The 25,120-nt window shown below is 58.5% G+C and carries 21 protein-coding genes; 14 read left to right on the top strand and 7 right to left on the bottom strand.

The features are described 5' to 3' along the window. The first annotated feature begins 102 nt into the window (after positions 1–102). From ACP7AJ_RS12250 to ACP7AJ_RS12225, 6 genes are all read left to right on the top strand, one after another. The gene (locus tag ACP7AJ_RS12250) at positions 103–564 is read left to right on the top strand and encodes a hypothetical protein (protein WP_426060492.1); all 462 of its coding nucleotides are present in this window, start codon (positions 103–105) and stop codon (positions 562–564) included. Beyond that, on the top strand, positions 561–1,493 hold the full coding sequence (locus tag ACP7AJ_RS12245; RefSeq protein ID WP_426060491.1) for an alpha/beta hydrolase: 933 nt from the start codon (positions 561–563) through the stop codon (positions 1,491–1,493). Before ACP7AJ_RS12250 ends, ACP7AJ_RS12245 begins: the two co-directional genes overlap by 4 nt. Positions 1,494–1,954: 461 nt before the next feature. Beyond that, entirely contained in the window at positions 1,955–3,025 is a 1,071-nt protein-coding gene (locus ACP7AJ_RS12240; RefSeq protein WP_426060490.1) for a tetratricopeptide repeat protein, read from the top strand. An 82-nt stretch (positions 3,026–3,107) separates the two neighbouring features. Then, positions 3,108–5,171: an OmpA family protein gene (locus tag ACP7AJ_RS12235; protein WP_426060489.1), complete on the top strand. Its 2,064-nt coding sequence runs from the start codon at positions 3,108–3,110 to the stop codon at positions 5,169–5,171. Between the two features lie 128 nt (positions 5,172–5,299). Next, positions 5,300–8,935: a two-component regulator propeller domain-containing protein gene (locus ACP7AJ_RS12230; RefSeq protein ID WP_426060488.1), complete on the top strand. Its 3,636-nt coding sequence runs from the start codon at positions 5,300–5,302 to the stop codon at positions 8,933–8,935. A 61-nt stretch (positions 8,936–8,996) separates the two neighbouring features. After that, positions 8,997–9,737 carry a LytR/AlgR family response regulator transcription factor gene (locus ACP7AJ_RS12225; RefSeq protein ID WP_426060487.1) on the top strand — a complete coding sequence of 247 codons (741 nt, stop codon included), beginning with the start codon at positions 8,997–8,999 and terminating at the stop codon, positions 9,735–9,737. Positions 9,738–10,066: 329 nt separating this feature from the next. Here ACP7AJ_RS12225 and ACP7AJ_RS12220 read toward each other — a convergent pair whose 3' ends face one another. Beyond that, on the bottom strand, positions 10,067–11,593 hold the full coding sequence (locus ACP7AJ_RS12220) for a hypothetical protein (RefSeq protein ID WP_426060486.1): 1,527 nt from the start codon (positions 11,591–11,593) through the stop codon (positions 10,067–10,069). A 369-nt stretch (positions 11,594–11,962) separates the two neighbouring features. Between ACP7AJ_RS12220 and ACP7AJ_RS12215 the strand changes: the two genes are divergently transcribed. The 4 genes from ACP7AJ_RS12215 to ACP7AJ_RS12200 all read left to right on the top strand — a co-directional run bounded on the left by ACP7AJ_RS12215 (position 11,963) and on the right by ACP7AJ_RS12200 (position 16,055). Next, on the top strand, positions 11,963–12,199 hold the full coding sequence (locus tag ACP7AJ_RS12215) for a hypothetical protein (RefSeq protein ID WP_426060485.1): 237 nt from the start codon (positions 11,963–11,965) through the stop codon (positions 12,197–12,199). 269 nt (positions 12,200–12,468) lie between these two features. After that, entirely contained in the window at positions 12,469–14,028 is a 1,560-nt protein-coding gene (locus ACP7AJ_RS12210) for an ABC transporter substrate-binding protein (protein WP_426060484.1), read from the top strand. A gap of 3 nt (positions 14,029–14,031) precedes the next feature. Next, positions 14,032–15,102: an ABC transporter permease gene (locus ACP7AJ_RS12205; protein ID WP_426060483.1), complete on the top strand. Its 1,071-nt coding sequence runs from the start codon at positions 14,032–14,034 to the stop codon at positions 15,100–15,102. Continuing rightward, positions 15,099–16,055 carry an ABC transporter permease gene (locus tag ACP7AJ_RS12200; RefSeq protein WP_426060482.1) on the top strand — a complete coding sequence of 319 codons (957 nt, stop codon included), beginning with the start codon at positions 15,099–15,101 and terminating at the stop codon, positions 16,053–16,055. The genes ACP7AJ_RS12205 and ACP7AJ_RS12200 overlap by 4 nt, the downstream gene beginning before the upstream one ends. Positions 16,056–16,802: 747 nt before the next feature. Here ACP7AJ_RS12200 and ACP7AJ_RS12195 read toward each other — a convergent pair. The 6 genes from ACP7AJ_RS12195 to ACP7AJ_RS12170 all read right to left on the bottom strand — a co-directional run bounded on the left by ACP7AJ_RS12195 (position 16,803) and on the right by ACP7AJ_RS12170 (position 22,305). After that, positions 16,803–17,714 carry an SDR family oxidoreductase gene (locus ACP7AJ_RS12195; RefSeq protein ID WP_426060481.1) on the bottom strand — a complete coding sequence of 304 codons (912 nt, stop codon included), beginning with the start codon at positions 17,712–17,714 and terminating at the stop codon, positions 16,803–16,805. Positions 17,715–17,793: 79 nt separating this feature from the next. Beyond that, positions 17,794–18,444 (bottom strand): peptidylprolyl isomerase, encoded by a 651-nt coding sequence (locus tag ACP7AJ_RS12190; RefSeq protein ID WP_426060480.1) that lies wholly within the window; start codon positions 18,442–18,444, stop codon positions 17,794–17,796. A gap of 92 nt (positions 18,445–18,536) precedes the next feature. Beyond that, positions 18,537–19,469, bottom strand: coding sequence for a hydroxymethylbilane synthase (gene hemC, locus ACP7AJ_RS12185; RefSeq protein ID WP_426060479.1), 933 nt, complete (start codon positions 19,467–19,469; stop codon positions 18,537–18,539). 38 nt (positions 19,470–19,507) lie between these two features. Continuing rightward, entirely contained in the window at positions 19,508–20,653 is a 1,146-nt protein-coding gene (locus ACP7AJ_RS12180) for an ATP-binding protein (protein ID WP_426060478.1), read from the bottom strand. Beyond that, positions 20,650–21,861, bottom strand: coding sequence for a GlmU family protein (locus ACP7AJ_RS12175; RefSeq protein ID WP_426060477.1), 1,212 nt, complete (start codon positions 21,859–21,861; stop codon positions 20,650–20,652). The genes ACP7AJ_RS12180 and ACP7AJ_RS12175 overlap by 4 nt, the downstream gene beginning before the upstream one ends. 174 nt (positions 21,862–22,035) lie before the next feature. Then, positions 22,036–22,305: a type B 50S ribosomal protein L31 gene (locus tag ACP7AJ_RS12170; protein WP_068191230.1), complete on the bottom strand. Its 270-nt coding sequence runs from the start codon at positions 22,303–22,305 to the stop codon at positions 22,036–22,038. Between the two features lie 375 nt (positions 22,306–22,680). On the opposite strand from ACP7AJ_RS12170, the gene rdgB reads away from it, so the two are divergent. The 4 genes from rdgB (at position 22,681) to ACP7AJ_RS12150 (ending at position 25,013) form a co-directional block, all read left to right on the top strand. Further along, positions 22,681–23,265: an RdgB/HAM1 family non-canonical purine NTP pyrophosphatase gene (rdgB, locus tag ACP7AJ_RS12165; RefSeq protein ID WP_426060476.1), complete on the top strand. Its 585-nt coding sequence runs from the start codon at positions 22,681–22,683 to the stop codon at positions 23,263–23,265. A 93-nt stretch (positions 23,266–23,358) separates the two neighbouring features. Further along, complete coding sequence (locus tag ACP7AJ_RS12160; RefSeq protein ID WP_426060475.1) at positions 23,359–23,985, top strand: uridine kinase family protein; 627 nt, start codon at positions 23,359–23,361, stop codon at positions 23,983–23,985. Positions 23,986–24,089: 104 nt separating this feature from the next. Next, on the top strand, positions 24,090–24,551 hold the full coding sequence (locus tag ACP7AJ_RS12155; RefSeq protein WP_426060474.1) for a DUF4268 domain-containing protein: 462 nt from the start codon (positions 24,090–24,092) through the stop codon (positions 24,549–24,551). Positions 24,552–24,638: 87 nt separating this feature from the next. After that, positions 24,639–25,013 carry a hypothetical protein gene (locus ACP7AJ_RS12150; protein ID WP_426060473.1) on the top strand — a complete coding sequence of 125 codons (375 nt, stop codon included), beginning with the start codon at positions 24,639–24,641 and terminating at the stop codon, positions 25,011–25,013. Positions 25,014–25,120 lie beyond the last annotated feature (107 nt).

The following is a 25,120-nucleotide window of genomic DNA, read 5'->3' as shown; positions in this document are numbered from 1 at the left end:
AAATTTACCAAGTCTGGGGTTGTTAAATGCGTGGGGCTTCTGCTGCCCCTGGGGCTGCTTACAGCCCCGGCCCGAGGGCAGGGAGCATCCCTAGAGGCGGGCTTGCGGTTCCAAAAAACCCTGAATCTGTACTACGAAAACGGCCTAACGGTGCAATACCGCAACCCGGGGCTGCTGAGCAACCGGCTACAACTGGGCCTGACCTATGTCGGCAGTCGGCTGGGTTCGGCCATCGGGTCCAATGCCATTAAGCAGGACAATGTCTTTTTGTCCGGGGCCTACCTATTCCGCATGCGCCGCACAGTGCATCCCTTTGTGCGGGCCAATGCCGGCTGGTTTCGAGCAGATTACGAATCTGATATTTTTAAGAATTTAACCAACTCTTCGCCCCTGCTCTCCACGGAGCTGGGCCTCTTGGTTCCCACCATACGCCGCATCAGTGCCGAGGCTTCGCTGGGCTATAACCTGCTTACAGGCGACGGCAGTGACAGCCCCGGCACCCTTTTTCCGATTTTTTATCAGGTTAGCCTCACATACGCCATCTTCAAACCGGCCGCCGAATGAAAAAATTAGCGCCTCTGATTTTGCTGTTTCTTGCGTTGGCCGGCTGCGGCAAGAGCCCCGAGATTAGCCCGGACACCCTTGATGGCGACGTCATTTTTGATGCCTCGCTGTACCAGCCCGAAAAGTATTTGGTGTCGCGGGCCAAGCCTCAGCCCACGCCGACCGAAGCTCAACGACCAGTGCTCATTGCAGTGCACGGCTATAGTGCTTCCACATTTGAGTGGGATGAGTTCCGGCAGTGGGCCGGCAGCCGCACCGACTTCTCAATTTCGCAGGTGCTGATGGGCGGACACGGTCGCGATTATGCCTCCTTTAAGCAGGCTTCGTGGCGCGACTGGCAGTTGCCCATTATGGAAGAATACCAACGGCTGGAGCAGGCCGGCTACAAGAACATTAGCCTGGCCGGGTCTTCTACGGGCTGTACCGTTATTCTGGAAATGCTGGCCAATGGCTACTTCAACCACCACCAAAAGCCCAGGCAGCTGTTTTTAATCGACCCCAACGTGGTGCCTTCGGATAAATTACTGACCCTGGTGGGCGTAGTGGGCCCGCTGCTGGGCTATGTAACAGCCGATAACACCACGGCCGAAGACAGGCACTGGTACCACTACCGCCCCTACGAAACGCTGCGAGAGTTGCGCACCGTGGTCAACATCGTGCGCAAAGACTTGCAAAATGGCTTCAAGTTACCGGCGGGCTCCCAACTCAAAGTGTATAAATCCGAAACCGACCCCACCGCTGACCCGGTTAGCGCGGTACTGATTCACAAAGGCCTGAAAACTATTGATGGCAAGCCAGTAGACGTGAGCATGGTCAACTCCAGCCTGCACGTTTTTACCCGCCTGGACCTCCGAGAAAACATCACCTCCAAAGACCGTGAAAACCAGCGTCAGGCCTTCGAAGACATTGCCCTTCGGCTAACCAAGTAACAGCAGCGCTTGAGGCCTCTATTCATGGTTTAATGGGCTTCATTTTGTGACACTTGCACCCCTGCTTATTTACGGCAGGGTGAGAAACGGGCGTTATTCCGGGCATAAAACGGCGTTTAGCCAAGAGCGCATTCCTGCCAGTGCGCAGTTAGTGCTAGGGCGCGGTCCAAGAAAAAGCTTGTGAGTGGTGAGGTCAGACGGGGCGAACGCCGCTCTGTCGAAGCTTTTTTATGCGTGGCGCGCAACGATGCCCAACAGCGAACATTGGTAACCAAACCAAGAAATGCGCTTTGGCTGCGCAAGAGCTACTTCTGCCAAAAGGGAGGAGTAGTTAAGAGAAAGGTATTGGGTGTAATTCTTTGAAATGACCGGGCATATACTTTAAGTGGAGCATGGTCTAAAAAATAAAATCCAATATATTCGCTCCGTATGCGCTTCAATTAGACTATTATCTAGAAATTATGCCAAATACTCTACTTTTCTTCTTGTTGCTGGCGGCGCCCGCCGTGGCACACGCCCAAGTAGATTCGGTGCGGGCCAGCACCCTGCCCGGGCCGCAACTGGCTGAGAAGGCCTACAACAGCGGCCTCGCCAGCTTCAACGCCCAGAGCTACCCCGCCGCACTGCGCAGCTTCGACCAGGCCATTGCTGCCAAAGAGGACTTTGCCGCCGCCTATACCAACCGCGCCGCCACCCGCTACGAACTCAAAGAATACCTCCAAGCGCTGGCCGACTACGACCAGGCCCTGAAGCTGGAGCCAGGCAGCTACACCGGCTACTTTGGCCGGGCCCGGGTGCGCGAAGCCCAAAACCAGCTCGCCGAGGCCGACCAGGACTACTCCGAAGCAGTGAAGGCCAAGCCCGACTACGCCCCGGCTTGGTATAACCGCGGCGTGTTGCGCTTCGAGAAAGGCGATTACCAAGCCGCCCGCGACGATTTTGCCGCCGCCATTAAGGCCGACCCCAAATTGGCTTACGCCTACCACGACCGCGGCAGCGCCAACCAGAAGCTTAGCAACTACACCGCTGCCAACCAAGACTATACCCAGGCCCTCGCCCTGCAGCCCGACCTGCTCCCGGCCCTGCTGAACCGCGCCACCACCGAGCGACGCTCCGGCCAGCTGCCTCAGGCCCTGCGCGACTACGACGCCTACCTCGTTAAGAAAGCCGACAACGCTCTGGCCTTCAGCAACCGCGGCAGCGCCCGTTTCGAAAACAAAGATTACGTCGGCGCCATCGCCGATTTCAGTCAGGCCATCAAGCTCGACGCCAAGTACGCCTACGCCTGGAACAACCGCGCCGCCGCCCAGCTCAAGCTGGAAAAATATGCCGAAGCCGCCGCCGATGCCAGCGAGGCCATCAAGCTAAAACCCGACTACGCCGAGGCCTACTTCAACCGCGGCCATGCCCGCGAAATGCTCCGCCAGGCCGACGAGGCCTGCCAGGATTGGCGCAAAGCCGCTTCGCTCGGCATTGCAGTGGGAGATAGATACGCGGCCGCGGCTGGCTGCGCCGGCGAGGCTGCTGACTAAAAGAACGTCAGGCCCAGCATTTGTCATGCTTCACAAGCTCAGCATGACAACCGGTTAGTTTTATTATCTATTCCATACCATTATGTCCTTCTATACCCGCCTATTTCTGCTCCTACTACTTGTTACGCCCGCATTCCAAGCAACTGCCCAAAGCGTAGCCTTTACCAAAGACCATTTTTCTGATAATAGGGAAGGCTTGCGGGAAGCCGTGCGTGCCCTTAAGGACGGTGACAACGAATACACCGCCGACCCGCCGCGCTACGCCCAGGCCCTGCCCCACTACCTGGCCGCCCAGCAGTTCAACCCCAACAACGCGGGGCTAAACGTAAAAATCGGCGACTGCTATCTGCATTCGGCTACCAAAACGGCTGCCCTCCCCTACCTGCAAAAGGCAGCCAAGCTCGACGTCACGGCCGATGCCCGCACGCACTACCTGCTGGGCCGCGCCCTGCATTTGAGTGCCAAGTGGCGCGAAGCCATTGCCGAGTACCAGCAAGCCCAACCTGTGGGCGGCAACACCCGCAACGGCAGCTCCGAAACCCTCACGGCTAACGACCTGCAACGCTACATTCAACAATGCCGCAACGGCCAGCAACTGATGGCCCGCCCCGTGCGCGTGTTCGTCGACAATGCTGGGCCGGAGCTGAACTCCGCCGATTCCGACTACGGCCCCGTGGTATCGGCCGATGAATCGACCATCCTGATAACCTCGCGACGGGCCGGCTCGACCGGCGGTAAAAAGGACGCCGAGGGCAACGGCTACTTTGAAGACATCTACCAGTCCACCTGGAAGGGCAAAGCTTGGAGCCGCGCCACCAACCTGGGCGCCCCCGTAAACACCGACGACCACAACGCCACCGTGGGCTTGGCCCCCGATGGCCAGCGCATGCTGGTGTACTCGGGCAGCAACGGCGGCGACATCCTCGAAGCCAACCTCGGCGGCAGCGCCTGGAGCAAGCCGAAGCAGCTGGGCTCGCGCATCAATACCAAATACCACGAAACTTCGGCCACCTACTCGCCCGATGGCCGGTTTCTGTACTTCGTAAGCGACCGGGAAGAGGGCAGCCTGGGCCGTTCCGACATTTATAAAGTAGAGTTGGAAAGCCGCAACCCGCCCGTAAACCTGGGCTCGGCCATCAACACGGCCTATGGCGAGGAGGGCGTGTTTATGGCGCCCGATGGCAAAACCATGTTTTTCTCCTCAGAAGGCCACAACACCATGGGTGGCTACGACATCTTCAAATCGGTGTTTGAGAACGGCAAGTGGAGCACGCCCGAGAACCTGGGCTGGCCCATCAATACCCCCGACGACGACGTGTTTTTTGTAACCTCGGCCTCGGGGCGGCACGGCTACTACTCCAGCGACCGGCCCGGTGGCCTCGGCGCCAAAGACATTTACCGCATCACCTTCCTCGGGCCTGAGAAGCAGCCCTTGCTGAGCGAAGAAGACCAGCTGCTGGCGTCGCGCCTGGCCCCTGTGAAGCAGGCTGTGCTGGAGCCCGCCGTGGCCGTGGCCACCGCCCAGGTCACCATCCTGAAAGGCACCGTGACCGACGATGCTACCAAGCAGCCCGTGGAAGCCGCCATCGACCTCATCGACAACAAAAGCGGCCTCACCATTGCCAGCTTCCGCAGCAACTCCACCTCGGGCCGCTTCCTGGTAAGTTTGCCTTCGGGCACCAACTACGGCATTGTGGTGCGGCAGGACGGCTACCTGTTCCACTCCGAAAATTTTGACCTGCCGGCCGGCGCCGCCTATGCCGAGGTGGTGAAAGACGTCCCGCTGAAACGGCTGGAAGTAGGCACCACCATCGTGCTGCGCAACATTTTCTTCGACACTGGCAAAGCCGACCTGCGCCCGGAAAGCACCGCCGAGCTGGAGCGCCTGCAGAAGCTGCTCACCGAAACCCCGGCCCTGAAGCTGGAAATGGCCGGCCACACCGACGACGTGGGCGATGCCACCAAAAACCAGGACCTCAGCCAGCGCCGGGCTCAAGCCGTGGTTACTTACCTCACGCAGCACGGCATTGCGCCCGCCCGCCTCACGGCGGCGGGCTACGGCGAAACGCGCCCCGTGGTGCCCAACACCAACAAAGCCAGCCGTCAGCTTAACCGTCGCACCGAGTTTAAGGTGACCGCCAAGTAGCAGCGGCGGCGAGTCAGAGTGAATGGATGGTGCGCACGGCGGTTGCACAGTGGGCGTAATGGCCCGTAGCAGGCGCAGGGTTTCTACCTTGTGGCATTAAAAGACTGGGGAACCAGTTGCTGCGCTGCTTGAAACTTCTCCTCCACTTTCTGTATGCCCGGCGCGCGGGCTTGCTGTTGTTGGCGCTACTAGCCTTGGTGCTGGTGTTCACCCGCCCGGCCAAGGCCCAACAGACGTTTCTGCGCCAGTTTGGGCCCATGGAAGGCTTGCGCACGCCGTTCATTTACGCGCTGCTGCAGGACCGCCAAGGGTACCTTTGGCTGGGCACCGCCGAAGGCTTGGTGCGCTACGACGGCACCCGCTTCGTTACGTTCACCAAGAAAAACGGCCTCACCGAAGACTTTGTGGTCTCGTTGCGCGAAGACTCTGCCAGCGGGCGCCTGTGGGTGGGCCACTACCAGGGCGGCATTTCGGTAAGTGGAGGGCCCACTGGCCCCTTCGCTCTCGCCGACCGCGCCACCGCGCCCGCCGGCCTGCGGCTGCCCGCCAACGGCCCCCCGCCCGCCGACACCGCACGCATCAATAGTTACCTGCGGCGCTATCGGCTGCGTTTGCCTAATGGCGTGGTACCCACCAGCCTGCTCGAAGACCGGGAGGGCAATACGTGGCTGGGCACCGCGGGCCAGGGCCTGTGGCGGCACGCCGACCGCTACCTAGCCCGCTACCCCACGCCAGCCGGTAGTGCGCCGCCCGTAGCCCTATGCCCCGGCCCGGACGGTACCTTGTTGATGAGCACCGCCCTGGGGCTGCAATTATTCAGCAGCACCGGCAGATGGGGCAAACCCCTAAGGCAGGGTCCGGCGGTGTCGGTTCGAGCCGTGCTGCCGCGACCCGGCTCCGGGCGCGGCTACTGGGTTGGCACCACCGGCAACGGCCTGTGGCGATACTCTCCGTCTGGAGCTTCGCGCCGGGTGAAGGGCCTGCCTTCTACCCTTGAAGTAACGGCCCTGGCTTACGCGCCCAGCAGTGGCCTGTGGGTGGGCACTGCCGCCAACGGCCTGTACCTGCTGCCGACCGACTCCACCCAGCCCGCTCGCCATTTCACCACCGCTGAAGGGCTGCTGCAAAACACGATTTACACGTTGCTGGCCGACCGCCAGGGCCGGGTATGGGTGGGCACCCACGGCACCGGCCTGGCCAATTACAACCCCAGCTCCCAGCAGTTCACTTACCATCAACTCAGCAAAACCGGCGTGTCCATCAGCAGCTTTGCCGAGGATGCCCAAGGCCGGGTGTGGGTCGGCACCGAAGGCCAGGGCCTCTACTGCCTGGCCAACAAGAAATGGCGCCATTACAACGCCGCGCACAGCCTCTCCACCAACTTTGTGTACGGGCTGCTGGCGCTACCAACTCTTGCCACGGCCAAGGACGCGGGAGAATGGCTGCTGCTGTCGCACTTGCAAGGCCTGTCGTTATTCGAAGCCACCACGGGCAAATTCACCCCTCTGGCCGCGGCCACCGATACCCTGGCGCGCGACTCCCGGGGCCCGCTGGCGCTGGCCACCGGCCCGCAGCCAACGGCTTGGGCTGCCACCCGCGCCGGCCTGGTTCGGCTTGACTTGCGCGAGGCGCTGGGCTGGGCCCGCGCATTACCTCCCGGCTTGGTCCTGACCACCGCCGAGGTAGACGGCGAACCGCGCACGGTAGCCGGCCTGGGCGAGCTTTCGGCCACGCGACACCGGGTAAGCTTTGGTTTTGAGGGAATAAGTTTAGCAGCTGGTAACGAAGCCCTCGCCTACCAATACCGCCTGCGGGGCCTTTCGGATGCCTGGAGCCACCCCAGCGCTTCGCCCGAAGCCCAGTTTCCTGGCCTGGATGCGGGGCGATATGTGTTGGAAGCCCGCACCCGTCGCGGCCCGGCGGGTGCCTGGAGCCCGGTGGTCAGGGCGGAATTTGGCATCGCCACACCATTTTGGCGCACGTGGTGGTTTGCCGGGCTTGTGCTGTTGATGGCTGGTGGCGGGGTGTTTGGCATTATGCGGGTGCGTGAGCGGGCCCTGCGCCAAACCCAGCTCCTGCTGGAGCGCACCGTGGTGGAGCGCACCGCCGAGCTGCGCCAGCAAAAGGCCCACATCGAAAACATCAACGCCGACCTGGTGGTGGCTCGCGATGCTGCCGAGGCTTCCCGCAAAGCCAAAGCGCAGTTTCTGGCCAACATGAGCCACGAAATCCGCACGCCGATGAATGCCGTCATTGGCCTCACCAATTTGCTGCAGGCCACCCGCCTCACCCCAGAACAGGGCGAATACCTCACGGCCATCGAGTCGTCGTCGCAAAACCTACTGGTGATTATCAACGACATTCTCGACAGCTCCAAGATGGAAGCCGGCAAGCTGTCGCTCGAGCAAGTGCCCTTCCGCCTGCCCGAGGCTGTGCGGCGGCTCGGGGCCATGTTCAAGTACGCCACCGACACCAAAGGCTTGTTTTTCTTGGTCAATGTAGCGTCCAACGTACCGGCCGCCGTCTTCGGCGACCCAGTGCGCCTCAATCAGATATTGGTTAACCTAGTTGGAAACGCTATCAAGTTCACCCGCGGGGGCGGCGTAACCGTCACGGTGGAAGCCGTGCCTGTGCCATCGGCTCATGAAGCGCAGGCTGCTGGTTCCTCCGACAATCAATTTCTGCACTCGAAGGTATTAGTGGGCTTTTCTGTGCGCGACACCGGCTTAGGCATCCCAGCCGACAAGCTGGGGGCAATTTTCGAAGACTTTTCGCAGGCCAACACGTCCACTACCCGCGAGTTTGGTGGCACCGGCCTGGGCCTGAGCATCGCCCGCAATCTGGTGCAGCTCCACGGCGGGCAGCTGAGCGTTATTAGCGACGAAGGTCAAGGCTCCGAGTTCTTTTTTGAGCTGCCCTATGAGGTAGCCGACGAGGCCCTTGCCCTACCCGCGGCCGACCAAGGCCTGCTGGCGGCATTTGAGCCAACCCTGCGGGTGCTGGTAGCTGAAGACAATGCCTTGAACCAGCTGGTAGCCCGCAAAACGTTGGAAGCTTGGAATGTTGAAGTTGTGATTGCCGAAAACGGCCGCCTCGCCGTTGAGGCGGTAGCAGCCACGCCTACTCCCTTCGACGCCGTGCTAATGGACGTGCAGATGCCCGAAATGGATGGCTACGAAGCCGCCCGCCAGCTGCGCCAACTTTTCCCCGACGCCGCCCGACTGCCCATCATCGGCCTCACGGCCTCGGTACTGCCCGAAGACCGGGTGCTTGCCCTGGCCGCCGGCATGAACGACACCTTGGCCAAGCCTTTCGAACCCGCCGTGCTCTACGCACGGCTGGCTCATTTCACGGGCCGAACGCAACCGCCAACTGCGCTGCCCGCAGAAGCAAAAGATGCCCCCCAACCCGTTAAGCTTGCGACACAACCGGCCAGCATCGTGCCCGATTGGCAGCTACTAGAGGAGCTTGCCTGCGGCAATGAAGCCTTCCTGCAGCAGATTGTAGGCACCTTTCTCATTGAAGCCCCGGCCCTGGAAGCGTTACTGGCCACTCATTGCGCCGCGGACCCCGCAGCCCTGGCCGGTGCCGCCCACAAACTAAAAGGGCAGGTGGCCTACTTCGGCGTCCCTGTGCTTCACTCCCAGCTCGATGACTTGGAGCGCGCCGCTCGGCAGCCCCCTGGCACCCAGTGCGAGCCCTTGGTGGCCAGCATCCGCCAGCAGTTAGCTGAACTATACCCGCAGCTGGCAGCCCGGGCTTGACGCGAATTAACTGAACCCGCCAACTTACATTCGTTGGCCTATCTAGTTAACAAGGGCCTTTATGTCTGCTTCCACTTCCGTTGCTTCCTTGAATTGTTTGGTTGTTGACGACGACCCCCTCTCGGTGCAGGTGGTACTCAACTGCATTGCCAACACAGCCTTTTTAAATGCAGTGGGCAGCTACACCAACCCCGTAGAAGCCGCCGAAGCCCTGCGCACCCACCCCGTCGACCTGCTGTTCCTGGACGTTGAGATGCCGCTCATGTCGGGCATAGAACTGTTGCGAACCCTGCAGCATCCGCCGTTGGTGGTGCTCATTACCAGCAGCAAGGAATACGCCGTGCAGGCGTATGAATACTCCGTAGTTGACTACCTGATGAAGCCAGTCAGCTACGCCCGCTTCCTGCAGGCTTCCCAAAAAGCCCTCGAAGCTGCTAAGCGCCAGCCTGCTGCTACCAGCACCGAGGCCATTGAAAACCCAGCCCCGAACGCAGACTTCACTTTTGTAAAAGTTGACAACAAGCTGGTGCGGGTAGCTTTCGATGACGTGCACTACGTAGAGGCCCTCGGCGACTACGTGCACATTGTGACGGGGCAGAGCAAACACATTGTGTACAGCACCATGAAGGCTGTTGAGGAGAAATTCCCTACTAGCCGCTTCATCCGCATTCACCGCTCGTTCATCGTCAACTTCAATCGCATCCAAGCGCTGGAAGACAACACCATGTTGGTTGAGGGCAAGAATATCCCCGTGGGCCAGACCTACCTACGTGACGTGATGCAGCGCCTCAACCGGTTTTAAGCTGGGAAGCACGTGTCGCTTTTTGCACTTACTTGCGCTTCTCATTGCTGCGGCATGAGTTTTCTACATCGATTTTTCGGCAAAAATTTTTGGCTCTCGTGGCAGTAATGATGCTTTTCGCTAGCCTCGGCTGCTATGCTCAAGAGGCCGGTGACATCTCCAGCATGCACTGCAAAGCGCCCGGCCGGGTGCGGGTAAGCGAAACTGTGGCCCTCGCGACTCCGACGACTGCACTGGCAGCCATTGCATGACATGCGGCGTGGTAGTGGAGCCGCGTCAATAGGGCTCCACTACCACGCCGCGCAGACAGAATGCGCAACCGAATCCGGCTAAACAGAACTTGACTCTTTCGCGACCGGTGCTCCCTCGCGCAGCAGACGCAGCACCAGCTCCCACAAGTGCTCGTAGGGGATGATTTCAACCTCAGCAAATGCCTCGCCAGGCGGAGGCGTTTCGCGCAGTTGCTGCAGCAGCGCCTTGCCTCGTTCGGCAGCCTGGGCCGCGTCGAAATTTTTGTCAATTATCACCTGAAGCAGACGCAGGAAAAGCCGGCTTCGCAGCGTGGTAGGCTCGTACAAGTGCCGCTGTTGGTATTTCCGCAAGCGCTCCAGGCGCAATAGCACCTCTTCCAAATTGCGTTCGCGCAGGAAGTGAAGCAGCTGCAGCACCAAAATAGCCACGTTGTGGCCCCGCTTATCGCGGCTGTATTCCGGGAGTTGCAATACCCATTGGGCTATTTGCCGCTGCCGGGCCGTTGTTACCCGTTGCGGCGGCAGCACAAACTCGATGTACGACCGGTACAGGTCCCAGCGCTGCAGAGCGGTTTCCAACTGGTTCGGGTACCCAGGGTTTTTAGCGGTTAAGGTTAATAAATGCTGGGCCCGCTCGTACTGCTCTGCGTGCAGTGCCAGCAGCACATGGTGCTCTTGGAAATAGAACCAGTTGTTGGATGAAGGGTGAAAATCGCGGGAATATTGCTCTGCCAGCCGCAATCCTTGCATGGGTTGCCGACTGCGCAAATAGGCATAAATGCTCACAAAGTGATTGAAGCGAATATCAAATCGCCGAGCGTTAACCTTGCCCTCGCGCAAGCGCCGGGCCGCCGCCGCCGTCACCCGAATCATTTCGGAGAAATTGCCCTGCAATTCCTCATAAGCTAGTCGCGCCCGGTACACCAGATTGTAGGTAGTGAAACTGCGGGCTCGACGGTGCAGTGCTTCCAGTTGTTCTATGCGGCAAGGCAATACGGCCAATACTGCTCGACGTGCGGCTACGGTACCACTCAGCGCAAGTTGCGTATCGGCATAAAGCTGCTCTGCCTCGTCTTCCCAGGCTAATAACTGCTGGGCCCGTAACAGGACCTTTACTATCTTCTTATAAGGAATTGCCTGCCGTTGCTCCGTGTGTAGGTTACGGAGCATCCGGGCACTTTGCACAACATATTGAGTAAATTCTCCTGCCTCCGCAAGCCGTAAGCACCTTTGAAGCATGCGTTCGGAAAGCTTAAAGTCCCGCTCAGCATACAGAATACTTACCTTGTGCAACTGGTCCAAGCACTCCAGCTCATATCGGCGCGACACAAAATGCCTGGGGTCGGAATGGTCAAGAAAATATAATTGATTGAGCAGTTTGCTTCGAACGCGAGACTGCAGCTTTTGCAGCGCTCGCACGTTCGCTACCGTTGGCTTGCCATATAATGCTTTTACTACTTGTAGTTGAGTAGAATCCGGTGCCTTCGTCAGTATCGATACGAATTGATTTTCTTTATTCGACTGATTGTTGCGCATGTCTAGAACCGGCAGCGACGTTAAGCCTCTGAATGTCACAATCCGCGCCAAATTTGCAATTTCATTCATCTCGAAATCGCTTTATTTGCCTGTATTCGGCATTTTTGCTCTCCGCAGGGATTTAAAGGCCGAGTCACATTCACCACTAATCTTTCCTTTTCTGACCGCATACTAACCATGACCTTTGTATTGTGCTGGTTTATCACAATTCTACTGCTTTGACGTCACAAATTCGTCTTTTTTTCTCAAAGAGAACCAAATAAGGTGCGATGTAGAAACAAATAAAGGCGATTATCCCATTTACAATAACTTTTTTTATAATATTTATAAACTATATGCAAGTCTGAATTAGGACAACATTGTCCTTTTGCACGGCATCGTAAAGCGTCAACTTTGTGTCAATCAAATACCTGACACCTCTTTTAATACATAACGACCGTGCTGAATATCCTCGCCTTCGCCCTGCTCCATTTCGCCAGTCTGTCATCTAGCGTTACCAAGGAAATTGCCGCTACGCAGACTGTCCCTACTACTATTAGCACCGAAACCACTAAAGTTGGCGGCACAGGCGGCTGGGTCGGTGACATCGCCGCTGTAGGTGGCACCGGCGGCTGGGTCGGCGACATCGCCGCTGTGGGCGGCACAGGTGGTTGGGTTGGCGACATCGTTGCATAAGCTCTAGCGCCCTACACCTCTTGGTTTCGTGTATATCTTGCCTTACTGTTTCGGCAGTAGCCGCCCAGATATATCGCATGAAGCCAACTTTTTCAGTTAGTTTATTGCTCTCTGCTGCAATAGCCTTACTGCTACAGGGCTGTTCTAGTCCGGAGAATAAGTCGGGCAGCATCCGTGTGCGTTGGGCTCATGACCCTGAGGTGCTGAATATACTACAGATACCAAGTCAGCTGGCTTTTGATGCGGCCAACTTGGCATATGTAAGCTTATTGCACACCAATTTCTCAGCGGAGAGGCTTGAGCCGGCACTGGCCGAAACGTTGCCTGTAGCCCAATACATCGGCGACTCGCTGACCCGGCTTTCCTACCAGATACGGTCGGTGGCGACCTGGGATGATGGCCGCCCGGTGTTAGCCACGGATGTGGACTTCACCCTAAAGCTGATGTTTTGCCCGGGCCTGCCCAACGAAACAGCTCGACTGCAATACAACTTTATTCGGGCTCTTATCCCGGACCCCGACGACTCTCGCCACTTCACGCTGGAGTGCCGGGGTCAGTCATTGGAATATCCAGAAACATCGGGCGACTTTTTTATTTTGCCAGAGGCTGCTATCGACCCAAAAGGGCTTCTGCGGCGCTTTTCGCTGGCCGAGTTGCAGCGCCTGCCAGCCAATGCCCCACCCGACTCGGCACTTGCCGCAGTGGCCCGGCGCTTTCAGGCTTTTGCCCCGGGCGCGTTGCCGGGCTGTGGCCCCTACCGTCTTTCTGCTTGGGAAAAGGACCGGTACCTGACCTTTCGTCGCAAAGAGAACTGGTGGGGGAGCAAACTTGAACCAACTCCTTTCGTGCTGCAGGCCCGCCCCTCGCAGCTCGACTTTGTTATCATTCCGGATGCCTCTACAGCGAGCCTGGCACTTCAGCGCGGCGATTTGGATGTATTTCCGCAAGTGCCAGCCCGCGAGTTTGCCCGTTTGCGCAATTCCCGCTCCGCCCGTACCAAGCTGGCATTCTATTCAGTGCCTTCGCACGATGTCGTAACAGCGGGTTTTAATACCCGCCGGCCGGCTCTGGCCGACGCGCTTACGCGCAAAGCCCTGGGGCGCTGCTTCGACACTGCGGGCTTGATTAAGGCCACCCAGCTCGGAGCCGGCCAACAAACGGTCGGCATTATCAGCCCCCTCGACCGAGCCAACTACAACGACAGCCTTAGGCCCCTGCCGTTTGACCTGACTACCGCCGCCTCGATGTTGCGCCAGGCCGGCTGGCGCCGCGAGGCCAAGGGTGACGACGCGGGCTGGGTTCGGACCAAACCGCAGGGCAAGCCGCAGCGGCTTCGTCTGGTGGTGCGCTATCGAGCCGATGAGCCAACTTTTGCCACTGCCGCGCTGCAGTTTCAGGCGGCGGCGGCGAGCATAGGCGTGGCTGTATCGCTTTTGCCTACCGAATCAGGGTCCTTCACGGCAGCTTTGAAAGCGGGTGACTTTGATATGTACGTGCGCACCCTGCGAGGCAATCCGTTTATGTTCAATTACATTCCTTTGTACCACTCCAGGGCTTTGGGGCAAAGCAATGTTACCGGTTTCAGCACGCCCGCCAGCGACCGTCTCATTGATGAAATTACGACCGCCAAAACCCCCCAGCGCAAGTCTCAGCTGCTACGGCGCTTCCAAGCAATGCTGCAGACTGAAGCCCCAATTATCCCACTGTTTTTCCTGCCGAACCGCGTCGTGGCCCGCCGTGATTTAACCGGATTGCACGTCAACAGCCTCAAACCAGGCTTTGCCATTGGCACCGTGGAGCGCACGGCCGTGCCCGCTCCAACTCCTTAACCAATGGCGTGGTCATTACTTTGGCGTCTCTTTCGGACGCTGCTCGCCGTGTGGGCCCTCGCCTCAGTGGTCTTTCTGCTAAGCCACTACGATACTGATACCGCCTCGCAATTTACTTTGCCTGATTCGTCGGAGCTTATCGGCGCCGGGAGCACCTCCGACTCAACACAATACCAAGCGGCGCACTCAGCTGTCCTCCACCGCCTGGGTCTCGACCTGCCCTTGTTTTATGTAGGACGTAAAGCGCCTTCCCGTACCAGCTCAACCCGGTGGCAGTGGCACGGCTTCGCCAATCAGTACCACCGGTGGTTTATCGGCGTGCTGCAAGGTGACTTGGGCAAATCTTTTCGTACTGGTCAAGCCGTAGGTACCCGTCTGTTTTCTGCCCTTGCTTATACCTTACCCCTTACTGGTACGGCGGCCCTGTTGGCCATCCTGGCGGCCCTGGCCCTGGCGCAGCGGCTGGCGGCTGGCCCGTGGTGGCAGCGCCCTGTGCGCTCCTTGCTGGTAAGCTTGCATGCGCTGCCGCTTTTTGTGGTGGCGCTGCTCTTGCTACTGCTATTTGCCAACCCCGAGGTCTTTGCTTGGTTTCCAGCATATGGGCTAGACCAGCCCACCAACGCAACGGCGAGCCCTTGGGCCCGCACCGCCACCTACCTGCTGCACATGGTGCTGCCCACATCGGCCCTCGTCCTTACGGCGCTGCCAGACCTTACCCTACAGCTCACCGCCGCCCTAACCCAGGAGCTGGGCACCGATTATGCCACCACTGCCCGCGCCAAGGGTCTGTCAGGCAGCGCCGTAATCCGGCACCATGCCCTGCGCAACGCGCTGCTGCCCACCCTCACCCAAATCAGCGAGCTGTTGCCGGCGCTGGTGGCTGGGGCTTTGGTCGTGGAGGTGGTGTTTGCGCTTCCCGGCATGGGCCGCTTGCTAGCGGACGCCGCGTCCTCCCGCGACTACCCTGTGCTGGTGGGGGGAGTGCTGCTGACAGGCGCAGCCCGCTTACTGGCCCTTTTGCTCGCCGACCTTCTCTACCTCTGGGCCGACCCCCGCATCCGTTGGCAGCCTTGACCCGCACTCTTACCTCTTGGCCACAAAAGCTCGCCATTGCCTGGCTGACTCTGGTGGGCCTCACCGCGCTGCTGGCCAACGTACTACCCTTGCCTTATCAGCCGGGCGTGCTTGATTTGATACATACTTCCGAGCCACCCTTTGCTTCAGACTCTCATTGGCTGGGCACCGACCCCCAGGGCCGCGACGTGCTCACCCTGCTCGTCTTTGGGGCCCGCACTGCCGTGCTACTCACCTTGCCTGCAGCGCTTTTGTCGGCTATGGTGGGGGGCGTGCTGGGCGGGGCCGCTGGGTTTTGTGGCAATCGTGCCCGGGTTGCGTTTCCATATTGGCTACTGGCCATAGGAGGGGTGTGGTGGGCATTGCAATTGCCCATGCCCTGGTTGGGGATGGCGGTAGCGGTTCTGGGCGCCGGCCTGGCAGCTGGCGCTTCGTTGCGCCAACGCGCCCTGGCTGCCTGGCCAGTCCCCGTCAATTCCCTGGTGATGGGCGCCGCCACTACGCTTGATACCATCCCCCGCTTGGTGCTGGTGGTAGCCATTGCGGCCGGCTCGGGCTTGTCGGCCTCCGGCTTACTGGCGCTTTTTACGCTTACGACCTGGCCGCATGCGGCCCGCTTGGTACGTGCCCAAATGCTGCGCGTGCGTGCCCTTCCCTTTATAGAAGCAGCCCGTGCGGCCGGGGTTTCAGAAAATAGAATTTGGCTGCAACATGCCTTGCCGCATGCTCTCCAGCCCCTACGAGTGGCCTTTCCATTGAGTGTAGCGGGCCTGCTGGGATTAGAGAGTACGTTGTCGTTTTTGGGCATTGGCTTGCCGCCAAACGTAGCAAGTTGGGGCCGACTTATGGCCACTGTTCGCGACGCCCCCGACGCCTGGTGGGGATTTGTTTTTCCAGCTATTATATTGATATTAACCATATTAAGCCTTACATCACTAAGCAAAAAGCCCTAAGTCTGTTGCTAACCTTAGCGAAAATGCTATAAGAAACCGGGCCGCAAAAATGTCCGGAATGACCCTTGCTGTTCCAGCAGTACCGATGTCACAAATCACACTTTTTTATGAGTACTAGAACCATGACCCACCTCAACTGATTGCCGGAGCAAGCCTTTGTTTATCATATATTTAAAAATCTGTCGAAATAAACACTGCTTTCAGACAGTGGTTAATTTGGGATATTTCATTGTGATATTCTACCTCAAACATCGAATTTAACATGTCTAAATAGCAAGCATAGTGTCCTTTTTACAGGTAAAATCAGGCCTTAACATTGTATTGCCTTAGGGCGACTCCTTTCATCCGTGTTGCCCTATACTCCCCTCCTCTACCATGGTTTTATGTACTTACTTATTTACCCTTCGCTAACTACCTCCCGCCGTTCGAAAGTGCTAAGTCGTCCGGCATCAAGTGCCACCGACTTTGTTACTCCCGATGGCATGGTTGTCCCGCGGGCCCTAGGCGAAGCCGCTTTGCTAGGCCGCACCGCTGTACTAGTAGGTGGCCTTTTGGTAGGAATCTGGCCTTCTGCTTAAAGCTCTTCTCTTTTAGCATCTGACCCATTTCTAAGTCTTCAGTTCGCTCCAGTTCGCGCTAGCATCACTTCATCAACCCCTCTCTCTACCATCTACCCAACACACCCGTCTTTGCTCACTGTCTACCCCTGTTGAGCTTAAACCCGCCGTCTACCCCGGTGGGTTTTTTTTAGCCAACCACAGCTGTGCTTTGGCTGCCTACAATGCCGATGCCCTCGGCAAAAGAATGCGGCTGGTAACCGAGGTCGCGGCGGGCTTTGTCGATGACAAAGCCAGTGCGGGCCGGGCGTCGGGCGGGCTGCGAAAAGGTGCTGGCGGTTACCCGCTCAATCAACTCTTTGTCGAGGCTAAAGTGGTCGGCTACGCGCAGGGCCATGGCGTAGGGCGTTAGCAGTTCGTCGCTGCTCAAGTGGTAGATGCCTTGCGCACCATGGCGGGCCAGCAGCCAGCAGCCGTGGGCGAGGTCTTCAGCCAGGGTAGGCGTACGCCATTGGTCGTCTACTACTTTAATGGGCTTGCCTGCGCGCAAGGAATCGCGCACCCACACCACAATGTTGGTGCGGCCGTATTCATGCGCCACCCCATACACCAGCACCGTGCGGGCTATGGCCCAGCGGCCGGCGCTGGCCTGCACGAGGCGCTCGGCGGCGAGCTTGCTCTGGCCATAAAAATTCACGGGGCCTGGTTCATCTTCTTCTACCAGGGGGCCTGCCTCGCCGCTAAAAATAAAATCGGTGCTTAGGTGGGTAAGGTGGATGTTCTGCTCGGCGCAAGCAGCGACGAGGTGTTCTACCGCGGTTACGTTGTGCAGCCAGCACGCTTCCTGGTTTAGCTCGCATTCATCCACATTGGTCATGGCGGCCGTGTGGATAACGTGGCTCGGCCGCTCCTGCGCCAGCACCTGCCGCACCTGCGCAGCATCGGATACATCAAGGGTTATAAAAGACAGGTCGGGGTAGAGGCCGGCCAGTTTATTGGCCCCGCGGGAAGTCGCTACTACTGCTATTTCTGCCTGGAGGCGAAGCAGCGCCACTAGTTTCTGGCCCAACAGGCCGTTGGAACCCGTGATGAGAATTTTCATAGCGGAGCGAAAAGGAAAGAAGGAGGCCTGAATAACGGCTTGAGCAGCAATCGTTCAGGCCTCCTCCTTTGGTTTCAATTTAATACGTGTAGCCGTAGAGCTTGGCAATTTTCTTGCGGTTCAACTTCTGCGTCTTCATGGTCATCTTGATGTCGGCAACTGGGTGGTCGCGTTCATTGCGCGGCAGGTTGGCAATTTTGTCGATGACGTCCAGGCCCTGAATCGTTTGGCCAAACACCGTGTACTGTCCATCCAGAAAGTGAGTGCCACTGCGGTTTTGAACCAGATAGAACTGCGAGATGCTGCTGGCACGCTGCGGGTTGGCAAAATCGCCTTGGCGTGCAGCGGCCAGGGCACCGTAGTTGTGCTGGTGACCAGCAGCAAATTCGGCCGGGATGGTGCCTTCGTTGGCTTGGCCCAGGCCATCGTTGCTGGGGTCAGCGTCTTTGGAGTTACTGTCGCCGCCCTGAATCATAAAGTTTGGGATGACGCGGTGAAACGAGGTGCCGTCGTAGAATCCGCTTTTGGCTTTCTGCAGAAAGTTGGCTTTGTGCAGAGGAGTGTCATCAAAAAGAATAAGCCGGATAACACCTTGCGTCGTGGTGATGGTGACGACTTCGTCGCGGCCTTTTCTTTTGGTAGGCTTGGCGGGTTTATCGGTGGCGAAAGCGGGGCCAGCCATCCACAACAAGGCCAGCAGCAGCAACCCCAGACGATGGATATTGAACATGACTTAAGAGAAATGGTAAGATAGAAGTGCCAGCAAAATTACAGCAGCTCGGGAGCAACGCTGAGTCAGCAGCTTGCAAGAAGCATTTGGCTTTACCCGCGGTGTTCTCGAATGCTCGCCAGTATTTCACGGCCCCCACGGGCCAGCACCGAGTCGGCCACGGCCACGCCCAGCCCGCGCGCACCTGCCGCTTCGGCGTGCTGAATTTCCTCCACATACTCCTCGCCGCTCAGGCTGATGAGCCCGCCATGCAGGCGCAGGAGGCCTTCGGCATCGAGCGTGGCCAGGGCAAATGAGGGAATGCTGCACCCGCCTTCCATGGTATGCAGGAAGGCCCGCTCGGCCAGCAGGCAGGTGTGCGTGGCGGGGTGGTCGAGGGCGGTTTTGAGCTGGGCCTTCAGGTCGTCGTCCAGGTCGGCGGCGCACTCGATGGCGATGCTGCCCTGCCCCGTAGCGGGCACAAACAGATTGGTGGGCAGCACGTGGCGCACGAGGTGGTCGTAGCCCATGCGGTGCACGCCGGCATAAGCCAGCACCAGCGCATCGAACTGGCCTTCCTCCAGCTTGCGGAGCCGCGTCTGCAGGTTGCCGCGGGCTTCGGCAGTAGTGGCCTCGGGGTAGAAGCGGCGCAGCTGGGCCTTGCGGCGGGTGCTGCTGGTGCCCAGCACAATTCCGGGCTTATTGAGCGAAAACTGTTCGTTGAAGCTCAGTACCACGTCGTTGACCTGCTCGCGCTCCAGAAAGGCCAGCAACTCCAAATCGGATGGTATGCTGCTTTGCACGTCCTTGGCCGAGTGCACGGCCAGGTGCGTTTCGCGCCGCCGCAGGCTTTCCTCCAACTCTTCGGTGAAGACGCCTTTTGATCCGATTTTGGCCAGGGAACGGTCCTGCACAGCGTCGCCAGTGGTTTGCATGGGCACGATTTCGGTGGCAAAGCCGGCGTTGTTTAGTAGGCTGGCCACGTGCTCGGTTTGCCAGAGGGCAAGGCGGCTGGCGCGCGTGGCCAGGCGAATGGGAAAGCTCATGTAGTAGGTTCTATTTGATATTGAAAGCCTTCGCCGCCTTAGGCCTGCGCCAGACGCAATTGGCTGCCTAAGCGTAGCGAGCTGTCGACAAACACCATGCGCGGATTGGCGTTGCGCTCGATGTGGTAGTGGGCATCGGTCAGCTCTTTGGTGAGCAGGTCGGCGTTGCGTGGCGTCACAAACTTGGCAAAGCCGATAACGAATTGTTGTTCGCTGCCAGCTAAGTGAGGCACAAATTTTGGGTCGACACCAAACAGCAACACCTTGCGAATCAACCCCAACGAATAAGCCAGCAGCTCCTTCTGGTTTTCACGGCCCAGCTTCTGAAATTCTTCGCTTTTCTTCAGAATATCACCCGCCTTGCTGCCGTAGTTGAAACACAGACGCATCCAGTCCCGGAAAAATTCGAAATAATCGTTGTCGGCGTTGGTGTCGCGGCTCGCCAGGGCCGCTCCGAGGCTGCCGTCAGCCAGCTGCGCTACCTGCCGGGCTTTGGCCTCGGGCACGTGGTGCTGGGCGTGGAGGTAACTAGTAATGTCGTCTTCCGAAAAGGGGCGCACCACCACCGGCTGCACCCGGCTGATGATGGTGGGCAGCAACTGCTCGGGTGCACTTGACACCAGCAGGAAGATGGTGGCGGGCGGGGGCTCCTCCAGCAGCTTCAGCACGGCGTTAGCAGCAGCGGGGTGCATCAGCTCGGGCAACCAGAGGATGACAATTTTGAAGCGCGCCTCGAAGGCCTTCAGAGACACCAGCTTGAGAATTTGCACGGCTTCATCTTTGGAGATGTTACCCTGCTTGTTCTCGGCCCCAATGTGCTGCATCCAGTCGTTGAGGCCCTGGTAGGGATTATCGAGCACGAAGGTGCGCCACTCGCCCATAAACTTGTTACTCACCGCATCCTTAGTCACCGTTTTGGTGGTTGTCACGGGCACGATGAAGTTTAGGTCGGGGTGAGCTAGCTTGGCGGTTTTGGTGCAGGCGGGGCAGTGGCCGCAGCTGTCCTCGGCGTCCGGCGTGCGCGTTTCGCAGTTTAGGTACTGGGCGTAAGCCAACGCCAGTGCTAGCGCGGCACCGCCCTCGCTGCCCCGAAAAAGCTGGGCGTGCGCCACGTGCTGCCGCTGCACCGATTGGCGCAGCAGCTGCTTGACGGGGGCTTGGTTGGGGATTTCGGCGAAGGTCATGCTTTCTCCTTGTCCCAAATTCTGTCCTTGGCCGTCGCCTCAAATACCGTCTTCATAATGCCCTGCTCCACCTCATTATAAGGCAGCGCTCGCCGGGCCATTACCCGCTCGGCCACCTCCGCTACTTTGGGAAGCTTAAAGGTTTCGAAGCCCGCAGCACCGCCCCAGCTGAAGCTCGGAATGAACGTGCGTGGGAAGCCTGCCCCAAAAATATTGGCGCCCACGCCCACCACCGTGCCGGTATTAAACATGGTATTAATGCCGCACTTGCTGTGGTCGCCCATCATCAGGCCGCAGAAGGTTTGGCCGGTATCGACGAAGCGGCTTGCCACGTGGCTCCAGATTTTGACGGACGCGTAGTTGTTTTTGAGATTGGAAGTATTGGTATCGGCCCCCAGGTTGCACCATTCGCCAATCACGGAGTTGCCGAGGTAGCCGTCGTGGCCTTTGTTGGAATAGCCCAACAAAATGCTGTTGCCTACTTCGCCGCCCACTTTGGAATGCGGGCCCACGGTGTTGTCGCCGCGCATTTTGGCCCCGGCGTTGATGTGCGAACCCTCGCACAAAGCCAGTGGACCTTTGATAATCGCGCCCTCGTGCACCTGCGAGTTTTTGCCTAGGTAGATAGGGCCATCTTCGGCATTGAGAATGGCGGCGCGAATTTTCACGCCTTCTTCAATGAAGATGTTCTCGGCCCCATACACAATGGTGTGGGGGTCATTCACGGGCTGCGAGGTGCGGCCTTGGGTAAGCAAGGCGAAATCGCGCCGGATTTCCACTCCATTAAAGAGGAAGAGCTGCCAGGGGCGCTTGATAACGGCCACCGGCTCGGCTACTTGCTGGGTTTCGGGCAGGCCATCCTGAATCAACTCGGCCACCAGGGAGGCATCGGCAACGTGGGCAGCCACTAATAAATCGTCGGAATAGAGGGCGTGGCCGGGCCGCAGGGCCTGCACTTGACGAATAAGCAACTCATCAGGGCACACGGCCCCGTTGATGACGAGGGCCGGGCCGCTCACGTTGCCAGCCGGAAACTTGGCTTGCAGGTAAGGCTGGGTAAGGTAGCCCACCGATGCAGCCCCCAGCCGGTGCTGCCACTTCTCGGCCAGCGTGAGGATGCCGCAGCGCAAGGCTGCCACGGGCCGCGTGAAGGTGAAGGGCAGCAAGTGCGGCCGAATGGCAGGGTCATCAAAAAGCAGAACGTGCATGTTTTTTAGCTATTGGCTAATAGCTGTTGGCTATTAGCTTTTTCGTTAGAGCAACACAAATCTACGGCCGGCAGCTTAGCTGCCCGGCACAAAAAAAACTCCTTCCGGGCACACCGAAAGGAGTTCTTAAAAAGCTAATAGCTGACAGCCAGTGACTAACAGCTAATTAACCAGCTATTCTTTGTTGGCGCTGTTCTGCTCTTTCTTGGCGTAGCGGCTGCGGAACTTCTCCACACGGCCGGCCGTGTCAATGAACATGTTTTTGCCGGTGTAGAAGGGGTGCGAAGCACTGCTTACTTCGATTTTCACCAGCGGATAAGTTTTGCCGTCTTCCATCGTGATGGTGTCGGTCGGCTTCATCGTGGAGCGGGTGATGAACTTAAAATCCGAGGAAGTGTCTTGGAACACGACTTCCTGATACTCGGGATGCGTCTCTTTTTTCATATCGGGGGCCAGTTTTACCAGTTGAACCCTGCCGATTTTGCGGAAGGGACTGCAAAAGTACAGCTTAGCTCCTAAATACCCAACTCTGCTCCCAATATTTTCCGTACCCGGCGCCCCGCGAGTGCGTGCGGATGAGGTTGTTGCCTTTTAAAAACGTCTCCGTCATGCTGAGCTTGCGAAGCATCTAATCACCCCTGAACCTTTCGTTCGAACGTGATAAGATGCTTCGCAGACTCAGCATGACAGATAACTTGCAGACGCAGCGAAAGCAACGCTTAGCTACGCCGAGCTTCCCTTCGACGAGCCCAGTAGAATTGCTGCCCGACGCTTTCTTAACAATTAGCTTCCCGCTCTCTCAAAGACACCTTTAATTATATGACCCAACTCTGCTTTGCCTCGAATAATGAGCACAAGCTCGAAGAAATTCGTCCGCTCCTCCCCGTTGGCCTTACGTTGCTGAGCTTGGCCGACATCGGCTGCCAGGAAGAACTGCCCGAAACCCAGGACACCCTGGCTGGCAACGCCCGCCAGAAAGCCGAATACGTGCGCGAGCACTACAGCGTGGATTGCTTTGCCGACGACACCGGCCTGGAAGTAACCGCCCTCAACGGCGAGCCGGGCGTGTACTCGGCCCGGTACGCCGGCCCCCAACGGCTGGCCTCCGACAACGTGGCCAAGCTCATCCAGGAGCTCCGGGGCGCTACCGACCGCTCGGCCCGGTTCCGGACAGTGGTAGCCCTGGCCCGTGCCGATGGCTCGGTGCAGGAATTTGCCGGAGAAGTAATGGGCCATATCACGGAGGAGCCGCGGGGCACGGGCGGCTTCGGGTACGACCCCGTGTTTGTGCCCGCCGAGGGCGACGGCCGCACGTTTGCCGAAATGAGCGGCGCCGAGAAAAACCGCCACAGCCACCGGGCGCGGGCTGTGGCGGGGCTACTGGCATTTTTGAATGCGGAATAAGGAAATGAGGCAGAAGGGGTTTTGGCGCTACTAGTCAATTCTTCGGGCCTCGGTTCTCGTACCTCATTCCGCCAAGCATTATCTTTGCCTGCTATGCAAACCCCTTATCTTATTGGCATCACCGGCGGCAGCGCTTCTGGCAAAACCACCTTTCTGCGCCGGCTATTGGCGGCCTTCCCCGAAGACCAGATTTGCCTTATCTCGCAGGACAACTACTATCACCCTCGTGAAAAGCAGCTGCGCGACGATAAGGGCATCGAAAACTTTGACCTCCCCGCCAGCATCGACGCGGCCGCTTACGCCGAAGATGTGCTGCGCATCAGCCAGGGCCACGAAGTGCGGCGCACGGAATACACTTTCAATAACGCGGCCGTAACCCCCAAGGAGCTGGTGTTCCGGCCGGCCCCCATTGTGGTGGTGGAAGGCATCTTCGTATTTCACTTCGAAGAAATTGCCAAGCTGCTCGACCTTAAAGTGTACATCGACGCTCAGGAGCATGTGAAGCTGCACCGCCGCATCATCCGCGACCGCGACGAGCGGGGCTATGACTTGGCCGATGTGCTCTACCGCTACACGCACCACGTGGCGCCTACTTACGAGCAGTTCATCGCGCCATACAAGCACTACGCTGACATCGTCATCCCAAACAACCGGCACTTCGAGAGGGGATTGGAGGTGCTGGTAGGCTTCCTGCAAGGCAAGGTGGTGGCAGAACGCTAATTAACACTATCCTCCACGGCTCTGAATTTATTCGCGAGAGATATAGGTTTAAAAGCACGTTGGGCCCTACCCGACGTGCTTTTTTTTGCACCGACACCACCAGCATGTATAGCAAAGCAGAAGTAACACAGCTCCGCCAGGCTTTTTGGACGGCTTTTGGGCAGTACATGGCCCCAGTGCCTTCGGCCGAAGGCGAGACTACCAACTGGATAAATTACAAAACCGGCGTCAAGAATCTGTACTTCCGGATGCAGGCCGACAATCGCAAGGCCACCATTGCCATCGAGCTGAGCCACCCGGATGCGGGCATCCGGGAGCTGTTTTTTGAGCAGTTTCTGGAGTTGAAATCCCTACTGCACGAGGCGCTGGGTGAGGAATGGACCTGGGAAGCCGATGCTACCGATGCCCAGGGCAGTCCGTTTAGCCGCATTTACACCGAGCTGAGCCCGGTTAATCTCTTCAGCCGCGACGACTGGCCGGCGCTGATTTCGTTTTTTAAGCCCCGCATCATTGCCCTTGATGCCTTCTGGGCCGATGCCCAATACACCTTTGAAGCGCTCAAATAGCACCTTGACAAGCTGCAAATGAGCGTAATGGCTGACCTTGCCTTCATTCACTTCAAAAGATTATCTTTGCAGTCCCCGTACATACCCATGCTGGACTTGCTCTCTCGTTTTTGGTTTTCGCTCCGCTTTGCCCTGCTCACCGCCACGGTGCTGCTGGTGCTGGGCCTGAACCAACGTGCCGTGAGCGTACTGCGCCTGCCAGTGGGCAAAGGCGAGACGCGCTTGGCCGCGCCGCCCAAGGCAACGGTGGTGAAACAAAAAGTATTGCTGGAAGCCACGGCGATGCTGGAGCACTTTGTGGCTCCTCCATTGGCAGCGTGGCTGCCTTCGGCCGTGCCGACCATGTGGCTCCCGGCGTTGCGCCGGGCGCTGGCGGTGCCGCGTCTGCACGCTGGCGTTCGGGCCGGCGAGGTTTTCCGGGTCCGGCTTTTAGCCGTGGCGCTGTCGCCGCAAGCTCCCTAAAGTTGGTTGGCATCCAAGCCTTATCAGTGAACAGTTGACGGAGTTGCTCCGGGCTGTTGGCGGAGGCTTGTTGAGTTGCCATTCTCTCGTTTCACTGCTTACTAAAA

The sequence above is a fragment of the Hymenobacter sp. B1770 genome (assembly GCF_049896385.1).
Classification (GTDB): domain Bacteria; phylum Bacteroidota; class Bacteroidia; order Cytophagales; family Hymenobacteraceae; genus Hymenobacter.
The sequence above is the reverse complement of the archived record's forward strand: the minus strand, read 5'-3'. Positions and strand labels throughout refer to the sequence as shown.

Excerpts from the sequence above, each read along its gene's own strand:
- rdgB (WP_426060476.1), top strand. The coding sequence starts at position 22,681 with ATGACCCAACTCTGCTTTGCCTCGAATAATGAGCACAAGCTCGAAGAA.
- ACP7AJ_RS12155 (WP_426060474.1), top strand. The coding sequence starts at position 24,090 with ATGTATAGCAAAGCAGAAGTAACACAGCTCCGCCAGGCTTTTTGGACG.
- ACP7AJ_RS12205 (WP_426060483.1), top strand. The coding sequence starts at position 14,032 with ATGGCGTGGTCATTACTTTGGCGTCTCTTTCGGACGCTGCTCGCCGTG.
- ACP7AJ_RS12220 (WP_426060486.1), bottom strand. The coding sequence starts at position 11,593 with ATGAATGAAATTGCAAATTTGGCGCGGATTGTGACATTCAGAGGCTTA.
- ACP7AJ_RS12180 (WP_426060478.1), bottom strand. The coding sequence starts at position 20,653 with ATGACCTTCGCCGAAATCCCCAACCAAGCCCCCGTCAAGCAGCTGCTG.
- ACP7AJ_RS12170 (WP_068191230.1), bottom strand. The coding sequence starts at position 22,305 with ATGAAAAAAGAGACGCATCCCGAGTATCAGGAAGTCGTGTTCCAAGAC.
- ACP7AJ_RS12225 (WP_426060487.1), top strand. The coding sequence starts at position 8,997 with ATGTCTGCTTCCACTTCCGTTGCTTCCTTGAATTGTTTGGTTGTTGAC.
- ACP7AJ_RS12240 (WP_426060490.1), top strand. The coding sequence starts at position 1,955 with ATGCCAAATACTCTACTTTTCTTCTTGTTGCTGGCGGCGCCCGCCGTG.
- hemC (WP_426060479.1), bottom strand. The coding sequence starts at position 19,469 with ATGAGCTTTCCCATTCGCCTGGCCACGCGCGCCAGCCGCCTTGCCCTC.
- ACP7AJ_RS12160 (WP_426060475.1), top strand. The coding sequence starts at position 23,359 with ATGCAAACCCCTTATCTTATTGGCATCACCGGCGGCAGCGCTTCTGGC.
- ACP7AJ_RS12190 (WP_426060480.1), bottom strand. The coding sequence starts at position 18,444 with ATGTTCAATATCCATCGTCTGGGGTTGCTGCTGCTGGCCTTGTTGTGG.
- ACP7AJ_RS12150 (WP_426060473.1), top strand. The coding sequence starts at position 24,639 with ATGCTGGACTTGCTCTCTCGTTTTTGGTTTTCGCTCCGCTTTGCCCTG.
- ACP7AJ_RS12235 (WP_426060489.1), top strand. The coding sequence starts at position 3,108 with ATGTCCTTCTATACCCGCCTATTTCTGCTCCTACTACTTGTTACGCCC.
- ACP7AJ_RS12245 (WP_426060491.1), top strand. The coding sequence starts at position 561 with ATGAAAAAATTAGCGCCTCTGATTTTGCTGTTTCTTGCGTTGGCCGGC.
- ACP7AJ_RS12175 (WP_426060477.1), bottom strand. The coding sequence starts at position 21,861 with ATGCACGTTCTGCTTTTTGATGACCCTGCCATTCGGCCGCACTTGCTG.
- ACP7AJ_RS12195 (WP_426060481.1), bottom strand. The coding sequence starts at position 17,714 with ATGAAAATTCTCATCACGGGTTCCAACGGCCTGTTGGGCCAGAAACTA.